This window comes from Paenibacillus wuxiensis (assembly GCF_040195695.1).
In the GTDB taxonomy this organism is placed as follows: Bacteria; Bacillota; Bacilli; order Paenibacillales; family Paenibacillaceae; genus Paenibacillus_B; species Paenibacillus_B suaedae.
The window spans coordinates 48,741-61,756 of the sequence record NZ_JBEFZI010000015.1; the positions used below are offsets into that span (position 1 = coordinate 48,741).

The 13,016-nt window shown below is 37.1% G+C and carries 19 protein-coding genes; 18 read left to right on the plus strand and 1 reads right to left on the minus strand.

Annotated features, from left to right (window positions below):
• The first annotated feature begins 58 nt into the window (after positions 1-58).
• The 17 genes from ABN764_RS26460 (at position 59) to ABN764_RS26540 (ending at position 10,697) form a co-directional block, all read left to right on the plus strand.
• The gene (locus tag ABN764_RS26460; protein WP_446673589.1) at positions 59-547 is read left to right on the plus strand and encodes a GNAT family N-acetyltransferase; all 489 of its coding nucleotides are present in this window, start codon (positions 59-61) and stop codon (positions 545-547) included.
• Positions 548-714: 167 nt separating this feature from the next.
• A complete protein-coding gene (locus tag ABN764_RS26465; RefSeq protein WP_446673590.1) occupies positions 715-1,230 on the plus strand; it encodes a GNAT family N-acetyltransferase in 516 nt (171 codons plus the stop codon).
• Positions 1,231-1,480: 250 nt separating this feature from the next.
• The gene (locus tag ABN764_RS26470) at positions 1,481-1,825 is read left to right on the plus strand and encodes a hypothetical protein (protein WP_446673591.1); all 345 of its coding nucleotides are present in this window, start codon (positions 1,481-1,483) and stop codon (positions 1,823-1,825) included.
• A gap of 245 nt (positions 1,826-2,070) precedes the next feature.
• Positions 2,071-2,475 carry a hypothetical protein gene (locus tag ABN764_RS26475; RefSeq protein ID WP_315745301.1) on the plus strand — a complete coding sequence of 135 codons (405 nt, stop codon included), beginning with the start codon at positions 2,071-2,073 and terminating at the stop codon, positions 2,473-2,475.
• Between the two features lie 71 nt (positions 2,476-2,546).
• Positions 2,547-3,092 carry a hypothetical protein gene (locus ABN764_RS26480; protein ID WP_446673592.1) on the plus strand — a complete coding sequence of 182 codons (546 nt, stop codon included), beginning with the start codon at positions 2,547-2,549 and terminating at the stop codon, positions 3,090-3,092.
• 44 nt (positions 3,093-3,136) lie between these two features.
• Positions 3,137-3,352: a bacteriocin immunity protein gene (locus ABN764_RS26485; protein WP_446673593.1), complete on the plus strand. Its 216-nt coding sequence runs from the start codon at positions 3,137-3,139 to the stop codon at positions 3,350-3,352.
• Between the two features lie 427 nt (positions 3,353-3,779).
• Positions 3,780-4,259 carry a GNAT family N-acetyltransferase gene (locus tag ABN764_RS26490; protein ID WP_446673661.1) on the plus strand — a complete coding sequence of 160 codons (480 nt, stop codon included), beginning with the start codon at positions 3,780-3,782 and terminating at the stop codon, positions 4,257-4,259.
• A gap of 205 nt (positions 4,260-4,464) precedes the next feature.
• Positions 4,465-4,848, plus strand: a complete 384-nt coding sequence (locus ABN764_RS26495; RefSeq protein ID WP_268627728.1) for a VOC family protein — start codon at positions 4,465-4,467, stop codon at positions 4,846-4,848.
• A 120-nt stretch (positions 4,849-4,968) separates the two neighbouring features.
• Positions 4,969-5,433, plus strand: a complete 465-nt coding sequence (locus ABN764_RS26500) for a GNAT family N-acetyltransferase (RefSeq protein WP_446673594.1) — start codon at positions 4,969-4,971, stop codon at positions 5,431-5,433.
• Positions 5,434-5,456: 23 nt separating this feature from the next.
• Positions 5,457-5,837, plus strand: coding sequence for a VOC family protein (locus ABN764_RS26505; protein ID WP_446673595.1), 381 nt, complete (start codon positions 5,457-5,459; stop codon positions 5,835-5,837).
• A gap of 196 nt (positions 5,838-6,033) precedes the next feature.
• The gene (locus tag ABN764_RS26510; protein ID WP_446673596.1) at positions 6,034-6,900 is read left to right on the plus strand and encodes an alpha/beta hydrolase; all 867 of its coding nucleotides are present in this window, start codon (positions 6,034-6,036) and stop codon (positions 6,898-6,900) included.
• An 8-nt stretch (positions 6,901-6,908) separates the two neighbouring features.
• Positions 6,909-7,577 (plus strand): HAD family hydrolase, encoded by a 669-nt coding sequence (locus tag ABN764_RS26515; protein ID WP_446673597.1) that lies wholly within the window; start codon positions 6,909-6,911, stop codon positions 7,575-7,577.
• Positions 7,578-7,622: 45 nt separating this feature from the next.
• Complete coding sequence (locus ABN764_RS26520) at positions 7,623-8,156, plus strand: GNAT family N-acetyltransferase (RefSeq protein WP_446673598.1); 534 nt, start codon at positions 7,623-7,625, stop codon at positions 8,154-8,156.
• Between the two features lie 153 nt (positions 8,157-8,309).
• A complete protein-coding gene (locus ABN764_RS26525; RefSeq protein WP_446673599.1) occupies positions 8,310-8,783 on the plus strand; it encodes a GNAT family N-acetyltransferase in 474 nt (157 codons plus the stop codon).
• Between the two features lie 197 nt (positions 8,784-8,980).
• Positions 8,981-9,559, plus strand: coding sequence for a TetR/AcrR family transcriptional regulator (locus tag ABN764_RS26530; protein ID WP_268627713.1), 579 nt, complete (start codon positions 8,981-8,983; stop codon positions 9,557-9,559).
• Positions 9,556-10,059: a flavodoxin family protein gene (locus ABN764_RS26535; protein WP_268627710.1), complete on the plus strand. Its 504-nt coding sequence runs from the start codon at positions 9,556-9,558 to the stop codon at positions 10,057-10,059. The genes ABN764_RS26530 and ABN764_RS26535 overlap by 4 nt, the downstream gene beginning before the upstream one ends.
• On the plus strand, positions 10,059-10,697 hold the full coding sequence (locus ABN764_RS26540; RefSeq protein WP_446673600.1) for an NADPH-dependent FMN reductase family protein: 639 nt from the start codon (positions 10,059-10,061) through the stop codon (positions 10,695-10,697). Before ABN764_RS26535 ends, ABN764_RS26540 begins: the two co-directional genes overlap by 1 nt.
• Before the next feature lie 130 nt (positions 10,698-10,827).
• Here ABN764_RS26540 and ABN764_RS26545 read toward each other — a convergent pair whose 3' ends face one another.
• Positions 10,828-11,532 (minus strand): SMI1/KNR4 family protein, encoded by a 705-nt coding sequence (locus tag ABN764_RS26545; protein ID WP_446673601.1) that lies wholly within the window; start codon positions 11,530-11,532, stop codon positions 10,828-10,830.
• A 328-nt stretch (positions 11,533-11,860) separates the two neighbouring features.
• Here ABN764_RS26545 and ABN764_RS26550 point away from each other — a divergent pair, with 328 nt between their 5' ends.
• Positions 11,861-12,850, plus strand: a complete 990-nt coding sequence (locus ABN764_RS26550; protein WP_446673662.1) for a hypothetical protein — start codon at positions 11,861-11,863, stop codon at positions 12,848-12,850.
• The last annotated feature ends 166 nt before the right edge of the window (positions 12,851-13,016 follow it).

Below are 13,016 nucleotides of genomic sequence, written 5' to 3' on the forward strand. Positions count from 1 at the left end.
CGAAGTTATACTTAGAAGAAGGAAATTCTTGAAGTCCTATTATTGAGGTGAATCTGAGATGTCAGTAGTCAACGTTGAGTTGAATCAGAAAATCATTTTAAAACACCTGATGACATTGTTTCTTCATGACTTATCAGAATTTAATGAAGAACAGGAATTTAATCAAGAGAGTGGTTTATTTGAATTTGATGCTTTTGAATGGTTTTTTGAGAAGGAAGGTTTAACTCCATATTTTATTAAGCATGAGGATGATATTATCGGTTTCATTTTACTTCAAAGCTCTCCTTATACGAATCCAGAGCGATATGATTATTTGATTAATTCATTTTTCATTCTAAAGAAATATCGTAGGAAAGGTATGGGGAAACAAGCCGTTCAAGATTTATTTCAACAATGTCCTGGAAGGTATGCAATAGGCCAACTATCTAATAATACTCCCGCAATTCAATTTTGGAGAAAAATTTATGAAAATATGAATGTCGAATTTCAAGAAAAAGAAGAGATGGAAGAAGGTCTTAAGATAAGATATCAATATTTTGAGATCTGATTTTGTAAAAAAGATTATTACCATATCAGGAAGGCATAGATGCCAAAAGGTTATAAGAAATCATCGTAAATAAATTTCAACAGAAGAGATGTTACTACTCATTATATATAGTTATGGATAAGTGTTTGTAATATCTGCATTAATTAATCCTAAGAGGTGATTATATTATGCGAATAAGAAAAGCAACGATAAACGATGCAGAAGGAATTGCAAAAGTTCATGTGGATAGTTGGAGAACAACTTACAAAGGTATTATCCCAGATGATTTCTTGTCAAAATTATCATATAAAAAAAGAACTGATGTATGGATCAAAAACATTGAAAATGAAGATAATTTTGTAGTTCTAGCGGAGAACCCAGAAGGACAAATTGTTGGGTTTGCAGATTGTGGTAAGAGAGAAACAGTTCCTAATTCAGGTGACTTAACATCTATATACATACTTAAGGAATATCACGGAAGAGGTTTAGGGAAAGAATTACTCAGACAACTGTTTCTACATTTCAAATTTTTAGGATATCAAAACATTTATGTTGATGTTCTAGAAGATAACAAGACCCGCTATTTTTATGAACATTATGGTGCTAAATTATGTGATTCCACTCAGATAATAATTGGGGGAAAAGTTCTGAATGAATTAACTTATGAATGGGATAAAATTGACGAGGTTATAGCGAAGTTATAACCTTACTATACTTAAAAACAACAATTAATAATTTGTATTTCAATGGAGTCGATGACTTCCCATAACACCGTATTTACACTGCTAACCTTTCGGTTCTTGGTCTGCACGAGATGATTCGAAGAAGTTGATCAGCAGACAATCCTGAGAGCTAAGTTTTCGACCCAGCTGCTGTCGCTCCTTTATCGTGAAAACTGAGGACGTTAGACGGAAATACTGTAATGAATTAAATAAGAAAACAAGGGATAAAATCATGGAAAACTCAATAATTAAATATCTATATTATTTGGGATCAGGATTATTAGTATGTTTTGTTGTATATATGATCGCAACTAATTCCTTTCAAAAGACTAAATATACACTCTTTATCTATGAATATCCAGCAAGTAATAGCAAGAAAGTTGAAGGATTGGAAGACCCCAATAAAAGAATAAGTGGCTACAGTTTCGGAGTACCAGGTATCGGAATTCTAGATAAGAGAATAAACGTATTAAGCACACCATTATATGTATTAATAAAACAAAAGAATCAAGAAATTGAATATGTAACTGACAACGTTAAGAAATTAAATGAGTATCTAAAGGAAGAAATAAAATAACTTGTAAGTGGATTTCGAAGAAGTCAGCAACTTCACCTAACACTGTATTTACACTGCGGGGCTTACGCCCATTGATTCGCTCAAGGAAATTCGGAGAAGTTGGATCAGGCGGACACATCCTCACCGACTAAGCGCATCGCGCTCAGCGACTTTTTCGTCTCAAGTCGGTGGGGTCGTGAATACAAGAACGTTATAAGTAATTACCTAATGCAAAGCATGATAAAAGAAGAAAGGAACATAAACGTATGTGGGTTCCTTATGAGACATTAAGAAAACATCCTCCAGATTTTCTTGTTAAGTATCGATTTTTTATACCTGAAGAAGGTGGAAGACAAAATCTTCCTTATCAAGGTTATCGAAGTGATTTTGCTATAGAATCGGATTTTATGAATAATACAATAGATTTAAGGGTGATACACCCTGAATTTGAAGATGAGTTTGGAAATCTTATTATGGACGAATCAAAGCAAGTAAATATAAGTGGAACAGCAAGGATGTGGATTCTATTTCCTAGTTCTAGAGCACGTCATAGAAAAACATTAGAAGTAGGAATGAAGGGATATTTTATGGAAGGACCTAAAAAGGTAGCAGAAGCAGAAATAGTTCAAATCATCGGACTACTAACAAATTCTTGTATTGAAGATCATTGAATTTTGGAAGCTTGCTCAAAGCAGAGGCAAATACATATTGCATTATATTCACGCATCGGGGCATTCGACCCTTGGTTCTGACTTCGCCAGAAGCCCTGAATACAGGAACAAATGGGGGGATATACATTAAAATCCCATTAACTAGTGTGAAAGCAATCATTATTTTCATTTTTCTATTAGGGGTAATATATCTCTGGTTTGTTGATTCGAACAATGTCACAAAGGAGATTCAAATAAAACATATCGCAAGTACTGAGATGTCCAAAGCGGTATATACAAAAGAAGGAACGGGTGCATTCATCAATTGGGTAGATATTAAATTAAGGCAAGACGAAGTTGAAAATATTGCAAACTGGATTAATTCCGTACCTGAATCAGAAATTATAGAGTTGAACCAAATACCTTCAAATAGAAGCATTAATGCAGGGATTGTGTTTAAATTAAAGACCAATAAAGAGATACGAATTCAATACGATCTTGAAAAGATATATATAACGAGAACAGATCTGAAAAAAAGCCAGGTTGTTTATTCAATTAATCAAGAAGAATTAAAGAAATTCTTTGATACACAGCTTAAGGGTTTTTATTTTGGAGAAGACAAAGTAAAGGATTTCTGAAAGAATATCACCCAATAGAGAACTTTTTATTTGAGAGGTAAAGAATGACCAAAAAATTAAGTAGAGATGAATTGATTAATCTCGTAAGGAAAATTATGAAATGTGAAGGATCAGAGCACGAAATAGATGAGATGATGAATTTACTTGAAAGTAATGTGCCAGATCCACATGTCTCAGATTTAATATTTTGGAGTGATATCGAATATAGCCCAGAAGAGATAGTCGATAAAGCAATGAGCTACAAACCTATTATTTTGTAAAGTATATATTATTTTGTTAATAATTCGAAACTAGAAGTAATTGATGGCGATAGTGACATAAGTTTCGAAATAGATTTGATTGATAAAGATACCAAAGCTCAATAAGAGAGGGTATCGAACTGCATGATAAATATATGGAAATGACTTAACGGGGTTCCTTACACATTTCGTGATTTCTTAAATGAGCCAGCGTTTGTATTTGAAGAAACAACATTTAATTTCAATATAGGAACGCTTGTACGCAGAAGTTTAAAAAGGTAAAATATAACTACAATTGAATCTTAGGTGGGCGTGGTTTCACTTCGGAAGAATAATTGTGGGATAAATATGTACCAATCCAGGTACACGGAGGGGAAATATGCTTTACGGACAACGAGTAACATTAAGGCCTGTTGTTGAAGAGGATTGGGAACAATGATATGCATGGCTGTCTGATCCTGTAGTTAACCGAACGTTACCATCAGGGAGTGGTATGCCCCTAACACCTGAAGTGGTCAGAGAACGTACACGGAGGTTCGCACAAACAGATCTATCAGCTGTCTATTTTACCATAATAAAAGAAGACTGCATCGCGATTGGCAGTACCCAATTGTTTAACATCCATCCTTGGTCCAAGCATGCTGAATTTGGTATTTGGATTGGGGACAAAACGGTATGGGGGCAAGGTTACGCTACAGAAGTGACAGGTGTTGTCCTGGGTTTTGCATTCGAGCGTTTAAACCTTCATAAGGTGTATTTGACGGTAGATGCTGATAATCCTGGTGCTATTCGGAGTTATGAAAAGGCTGGTTTCAAGAAGGATGGCATACTAAGAGACGAAGTCTATAAAAATGGCCAATATGTAGATCGTATAATGATGAGTATTTTGAAGCATGAATATTTAAAGCTATCTAATTGTTCCAAGTAACAAAGCGTTCAGGATACTTAAAAAGGATATACAGGAATATGAATTATAATGAGTAGAGTATCGGATGTATAATCATGGAAGTCGGTCAGACAACAAACGCCCCACCCTAAGATATGAGCTTTCTAGGGCTGGGGCGTTTCGTGAATACAAAACGTTAGATAAAATCACAAAGAGTTTGAAATTATTCATTTTAGGAGTGAAGAGGATGAGCGATGCTTTTCTAACAAAATTAGAACACATGCAAATTCCAGTCAAAGACTTGGATGAATCAATTGAGTGGTATGTATCGCACCTTGGATTCAAATTATCAGGGAAATCTAAAGAGCATCATCATGCCTTTTTAACATTGGAAGAAGGGCCAATGTTAATGTTGTGGGAAACCAATGAAATAACAAGTGCTAACTTCATATTTAATGGACAAGAGATGCCTGTATTGCTCTACAACACCAAGCAAATTCATCAGTTCCATGATTATCTGAAAGAAATTGGAGCTGAAATTACTTTTTATAAAGATGAAGGATTCGGATGGGTTCTTAAATTCGTAGATCTCAATGGGAACATGTGGGGAGCAATTCAATTAAATGAATAGCAAATGAAATTGAAAGCGGAGTCAGAGTGGGTTCGTCTAACACAATATTCATGCTTTGGACCATTCGACCCTTGGTTTGGCTGTAGTCAATTTAAGCAGTTCAAGGATGGAGATCTCAATTTGAAAGAAGTTTATCAAACTCTTGTAATCGAAGAAGTAAGTAAAGACACACAAGAAGATGCTAAACGTATTGTTTTAGCTGGACTAAAGGAGAGATTTGGATCGTTGGATGAATCATTAAATCAAGATCTCAATGAAATCGTCCTTAATTATAGTAGTAGGGGAAATCACTTTTTGGTTGGCAGAATAAATACAAAAGTTATTTGCACTGGTGCATTAATTCGTGAAGAGGTTGATACAGGGAGAATTGTTAGAATGTCGGTACAAAAAGAATACCGAAGACATGGATTAGCTCAAAAAATGTTAAAAGAGCTTGAAAGAAGAGCAATAGCTAAAGGATTCAAGAGAATTGTGTTAGAAACGACAAATTCCTGGCACGATGCAATTTCTTTTTATAAGAAAAATGAGTATAAAGAATTTGATAGAAATGAGTATGAAGTACATATGGTAAAAAAGTTATTTTAATGGTATTTGGGAGGGAGCTAACAATGATTTTTGAGATGACTACTCAATTTCGGGTATCAAATATGGAAGAAGGACAGAAGTGGTATGAAACACTCTTACATAGAAAGCCTGATTTTATTCCACATGAAGGCTTTGCGGAGTGGGAACTGATTCCCGGATGTTGGTTACAGATTGCAGAAGGAACACCTACTGAAGGTAATGGGCCATTACGTTTGGGAACAACGAATATTGATGCTGAGAAAGATAGACTTGCTGAAGTGTTAGAAATAGATGATTTTGAAATTTACTCAAGACCAGAGGTTCCGGTCAAATGGGGAACCTTTACAGATCCTTGGGGGAATCGTCTTGGATTTTTTGAGTACCTGGATAAGAACGAAGAACGAGAACGTATAAAGATGATTTAAAGATGATCATTGGAACGAAAGATTCTTAATCAAAGAATATGGGACAGTGACGTCTCTTGGTTGTTAGATGTATAATCATGGAAGATAATCAGACGACAAACGCTCCAGCCTAAGATAAGAGTTATCGGCTGGGGCGTTTTACGAATACAGAAACGCTAGCTGAAATGCGGCGTAAAATCGAAAGGAGGAATAAGTCTTGAAAGATACGAAGATCTATAAAGAAGTAAATAATTGTTCTATAAGTGCAGATATTTATTATCAGGGTAGAAATTCTCCTGTGATCTTGTATATCCATGGAGGAGCGTTAATTTTTGGAGCAAGATCATGGTTATCCTCAGATCAGATTGAATATTTCAGACGATCTGGCTTTAGTATAGTCAGTGTTGATTACAGACTTGCTCCTGAAACTGGATTTGAGGATATCATAGAAGATATAAAGGACGCAATTACTTGGGTAAGAACGAAAGCAATCGAATGGTTTGATTTCGATGTAAGTAATATTGCAGTTATGGGTAGCTCAGCTGGTGGCTATCTTAGTTTATTAATTGGAACAATGGATATTAGACCTAAAGTGATTGTTTCACTTTATGGTTATGGGGATATTCTTGGGGAATGGCTCTCTAAACCGAGTGAATACTACTGTCAGAAACCGACTATAAATAAGGAGACAGCTTGTCAGCATGTCGGGGATCGTGTAGTTACGAATGGCCAATGGGAACGATTTAATTATTATTTATATTGCCGACAGCATGGTGTCTGGTTAAAAGAAGTAACGGGAATCAACAATGAACATGATCATACTAAATTAATTCAATATAACCCAATCAATAATATAACGGTAGATTTTCCCCCAACATTATTGCTTCATGGTGATCAAGATACAGATGTTCCCTACGAACAATCAGTATTAATGCACAAGAAGTTAAAGGAAAAGGGAGTAGCTACAAAGTTAATAACTATAAAAGGAGCGGATCATGTTTTTGATCAGAACTTTAGTGACCTACAAGTTCAAAGCGCCTTTGAAAATGTGATTGATTTTTTGAGAACACATCTTTGTAAATGAGGTATCCTATGAGGCAGCAATTAGAAGGCATTGTATTTGATATGGATAATACGATTTTAAGCTCAAAAATTGACTTCCAAGCCATGAAGTATGAAACCTATCAATTTCTCGTATCGAAAGAGATCCTACCCGCTGGATATAATCTTGATTACCATACAACATCAACAATTGTTGAGGAAGCAATACAAACGAATCGAATGACTGAAGAGTTACTGAAAGAAATGTGGGATATTGCGAAGAAGCATGAAGTGTGTGGAATGCAGGGGGCAGATTTGGAGCCCGGTGCAGTGGAGATCCTTAATAAACTTCAAGGTAGATATCACCTTGCAATTGTAACAAATAATTCTGTTGAAGCTGCAGAAATCGCATTAAGAGATAATGGTATTTATGAATATTTTGATTTCATTATTGGTAGGGAGTTAATGAAATCATTGAAGCCTTCACCGGATGGATATTTGCGAGTGTTGGATGAATTTAAGAACTCAGCGAATGAATGGCTCTCTATAGGCGATTCATGGATAGATGGAAAGGCATCTATTAGCGCAGGGATAAGGTTTATAGCTTATCGATCCGATAAAGAAATGTTGAAGCAGATGAAGGTGAACCCGACTGCAGAACTGTCCAATCTCTTGGAATTGATGAGTCTGATTGAGCAAATCGAAGAAGGCTCTGTGTGAAAACTTGTGCAAGAGCTACTAAATATGATAGGAGGAGGATATGATTTGACCTTAGAGTACTTAATGAGATCGAAAAACATTCAATTTAGGAGAGCCAAAATAGAGGACTTAGACTTCATTATCTCATTAGAAAAACATCCAGATAGCAAGAAATATATTATTTCTTGGACCAGGGATAAACACCAGGATGCATTGGGAAGCGATGATTTTATATATATGATTGTAGAGAACTCAAATAGTCAGAAGATTGGGTATTTCATATTATCAGGACTATCAAATCAAAATGGTTGTATTGAATTAGTTAGAATTAATATAGGTGAAAAGGGTAAAGGTTATGGGAAGGAAACAATGAAGCTGGTACAAGAATACGTGTTTAATCATCTTAAAGCGCATCGGCTTTGGTTGGATGTTAAAGAACATAATAATAGAGCAAGACACGTATATGAGTGGGCCGGATTTAAGGTAGAAGGCTTGTTAAGGGAATGTATTAAATCAGAAGAAAATTATGAGTCCTTGGTAATAATGGGAATGTTGGAGAATGAATATAGAGGAAGACTTTCGGCTTCGATCCTTAGTTAGTTTCATTATAATGTGTGGAGGTATTTTATTTCCGACAGGACTTGTACCTAAATTGGATATATTTTATTAGGTCTTTACCAGGTAGTATCTTATTCTTGATCATATATTGGTATGAATTAAAGACATTCAAAGGTATCCGGAAGGAGTAATAAAATGGACATTACGTTAATCAAATCAGGCCTTAATGAAGCATCGATGATTCACGAAATGCAAATCAAAGCATTTATGCCGCTGTTAAATACATATCAGGATTATGAAACCAGCCCTGCTAATGAATCTGTGGAACGAATAATAGATCGATTAAATCAATCGTTTACGGATTACTACATTATAAAAAGTTCAAATATTTCAATAGGTGCAATTAGAATTGTAAGGAAAGAGAATAAAATCTATCGCGTCAGCCCAATATTTATTTTGCCTGAACATCAAGGGAAAGGAATTGCACAAAAGGTATTTTCTATAATCGAAGATATATATAACGATGCGCGAATTTGGGAATTGGATACCATATTACAAGAGCAGGGGAATTGTTATCTCTATGAAAAATTAGGTTATCAAAAGACCGGGGAATTAGTGCAAGTTAACGATAATATGACAATTGTGTTTTACGAAAAACGTTTGATTTAGCATTAAGACGCAACATCAACAAAAGCCCCAGCCTGAAGAGCTATCTAAGGCTGGGGTTTTTCGTGAATTCATGAACATTATCTGAAATTAATACGTGAGGAAGTGAAAGAGGGATTCGAAAATTAAACTTGACACTGTAAAGATTGTTTATTATGATCTTTACAGTGTCAAGTTACATGAAAGGAAGTATATATCAAATGAAAGAAAAACCATATCATCACGGTGATTTGCGAAATAAACTTATCGAAGCTGGAATAGGACTTATTAATGAAGATGGGTTAAAAGGTTTTTCCCTGCGTAAGGTCGCAGCGAAATGCAACGTCAGTCATGCCGCACCATACAGTCATTTTAAAGATATAGACGAGCTGATATATGCTATGGGCGAGCATGTAACGGAGCGATTTATGGATAAGATGCGTACATCAATTCGTGGACAGGAAAACAGTCTCGAAGCAACCTCGCTGCTAGGGCAGGCTTATATTTCTTTTTTTATTGAAAATCCGCAATATTTTCAGTTCCTTTTCTATCACTCAGGATTAACCATTGATTTAGACAATGATAACGCCAATGATTATCCGCCATTTGCTTTATTCAGGACAACGGCGTATCAAATGTTTCGCAGTTTAGGGTTGCCAGAGGAAGCTTTTTCAGAAAAACTGATTGCTCTTTGGTCAATGGTACACGGAATAGCCTCGCTGCTTACCAATCAGGGTATTCGATATTCCGGGGACTGGATTCATGTTTTTATAAACAATTGTATTAAGGAGATAGAATGATGAAAATGATTATCCATGATTTAAATCAACAAGAATTCATGGCGTTGTATGATAACCCAAATACAGACGTAACGGTTATATCAGACAATGGCACAATCCGTAAATGCATTGGTTGCTTTGGATGCTGGATCAGAACACCGGGAGAATGCGTTATAAAGGATGGTTATGACAATATGGGCGAGCTTCTTTCAAAATGTCATGAGCTGGTTATTATCAGTAAATGTGTTTATGGGAGCTACAGCCCCTTTGTGTGCAATATTGTGGATAGAAGCTTGCCATATCTCCTGCCTTATTTCGTAATCAAAAATGGAGAAACCCATCACCGATTCCGATATGATAACAAATTCACTCTATCGGTACATTTTTATGGAAATGACATAACCAAAGCAGAAAAGGAAACCGCACAAGCTCTGGTTGCGGCGAATAGCGTGAACTTAAATTCCATTGGAAACAAGATATATTTCCATAACAGCTTACAAACAATTAAGGAGGTTATATAGTGAGAATTGCTATGATAAATGGAAGCCCCAAGTTAGGAAAGAGCAATTCGGGAAGGATGCTCAAAGCACTTGAACCCCTGATAGACTCCAAGCATGAAATATCACACTATAACATGAATAAAAAACCACTTACCGATAAGCAATACATCGAGCTTTGCCACATGGATACACTGATTATTGCATTTCCTCTATACTTCGATGCAATACCGTCGCATTTATTAGGGATGCTGACTACTCTTGAAGGGTATATGAAGGCAGAACGGAAAAAGGAAATTTATGTTTATGCCCTTGTGAACAATGGATTTTATGAGGGGAAGCAAACTTGCATTGCTCTTGAAATCATCAAAAATTGGTGCATACGATCCGACCTTCATTTTGGACAAGGAATCGGACAAGGCGCTGGAGAAATGATGGGTTTTATCGAAAAGGTACCACTTGGCCAGGGCCCTTTAAAAAATCTAGGAAGGGCAATGGAGAGACTGGCAGAAAATATACATTCGCAGGGGAGTGATGAATCCTTACTGTTCAGTCCCAATTTCCCACGCTTTGCCTGGCGATTTGCAGCAACACACGCTTTTTGGCATGCAAAAGCGAAAAAGAATGGTCTGAAGAAGAAAGATATTATGAAAAGGCTTTAAGAAAGCACTGATCCCCCTGCGTTAATCAATTCGGAACAGCATTTCTATGTTTATGGATATATCAGAAAACCAAATCGAAAAGACAAAGTGAAGACGTCAGCCTGTAGATGTGCTGACGTCTTGTCCGTGTCTATGAATTGCAATACTCAAACTCTTTGTCGAGCGCGTCGAAATTAATTTCCTGTTTTAACACCTCTTCTAATTCATCGATTGAGATTAACCCTTCCAGTGGCAACTCGAGCCCAGTTGAGGTCGTTTCTATGTATTCAAAAACATCTCTACCATATATTTCTTTCAACTTTTCAACTTGATTACGCTTCAAATACTTTCCGTGTGTTCTTAATATGTTGGCAGAATTGACTTTCAAATCGCCACTTGCTGTATGGGAATACTTCGTATTCGTTAAATCTTCAAGCAAGTCCCGAAAAATAAAATCCTGTAAATTTTTCGCCAAAACAACAGCGGTAATATCATCGTGATAAATCAGCGTAATAGGTACATCCTCACCGTTTTGTTTATCAAATTGGAACACATACAAATCTCCGTTTTTTTGTCGACCAAATGGAACAAACTGAAACTCTGGTTTCGTCTGACGATAATCGTTAGGGTCTTTGAATGCTTCGATTTCTTCAACGATGCTGTCCCATTTTAGCAACTCAAAGTCAAAGCCGAAAAACAGCATAGGCGGGTTTTGGGCTAATTTGGCATAATACTTTTCGTTCCAATCCTGCCCATATTCTCCGCCCGAATCCAACATACCGTCTAAATACAACTGTCTATATAGTTTCGGGTATGTAAAATTGTACTTCTGTTCAATTTGCTCTAATTCATTCATACTATCCTCCCAAAACGACAATATTTTCTATTAGTATAGCAAACGCGAACTTGTTATTACATACCACAGAAAAACATTGTGCCGATTGGCATGGAAAGGAGCACGATCGTGGCTATCAGCCATCACAGTATCAAAATCGTCAGCCGCGGCAACGTTATCGGAAATTACGTGGCGTTTCTAAACGAAGTAATAATTGACGTTCATGGAGTCTAAGGATTAATTTCTATTTCGAGTTCAGAGTCCCTTTGAATTCTAAAAGAAGATCAACGCTCGCCGTGGGTTTTCGTTAGATTCAAATCGTCTTTCAAGTGAGGTGGGGTTGAAAGTGATGAAGGCAAATCAAGATCAGCGCATTCCCTATGCAGTTTTCGAGAATGAAACTCAATTACCTATACTGGATATTACTCATCCCCTTTTCACCGGAAGTATTGATGAACAGGCGTATCATTTGAACTGTCTCAAGTCAGCCCGGAGTATTGAATCATTAAAGAAGATGCCTCGCTTTATTCAGAACATATTTGTGAAAATGTCGAGTGTTGACAATTCCTATCTTAGCGGCATGCGTACCCTGCTGTACAAACTTGGTCCCGAGTTATGCCGGGGGATAAAATTAGGCTTCCGGGACAAGTGGGCGGTGAAGCAAACCTCTTTCATGGGGCTTCGGATCAGGCTGAGGGATCTGTGCCGGCTCCAATCGAAAATTTTGCAGCCCCAACTCAAACAATTCCCTGAACGGACCCTTTGCTTCTTCAATATCGCTGGAGGTGCGGCAACCGACAGTATCAACACTCTGATTCTAATTCAGGAATCGGATCCGGATTTACTCAAGGGACGGAAGATTGAGATCAACATATTAGATATCGATACCTACGGACCCAATTTCGCAAAACGATGCATCGATGTTCTGAAGCAGCCGGGGGAACGCTTCTATGGTCTGGACATTACCCTCAATATCATTCATTATGACTGGAGCCAACCAGAGGAACTGCTGAAGTTGAGTTTGGAACGAGCTGGATGGATTCAGTTCTGTTCATCGGAGGGCGGGTTATTTGAGTACGGTTCGGATTCAGATATCATTGAGAATCTAAACCATTTGTTTACCACCTCCCCAGCAGATGCCCGGGTCACGGGTTCCTTAATTTTCGATCGGGCGCATGTAAATCCGGGATACCTTGGATTTACAGAGTTTATTGGCGTGCAAGTCCGCTATCTTGGGCTGGAGGGGTTGCAGCGAATTTTAACTAAAACCTCGTGGGTTTTGGAAGAATTCCATGAAATTGAATCGATCTATATTCTATTTTCATTGAGGAAAGCGTGACTCACGATTGGTGCATTCGCCCCTCGAACCGGTTGGGGGTTGAAGACTATCCGACTGGCAAATGAGATGCAGAGAAGCGAGAGCAGCTGGACACATCGATTTTCCTAAGATAGAAGCGCTATCCAAGGGAGATTGATGTCATGAATACTGAACCAGTGCAAGGGCA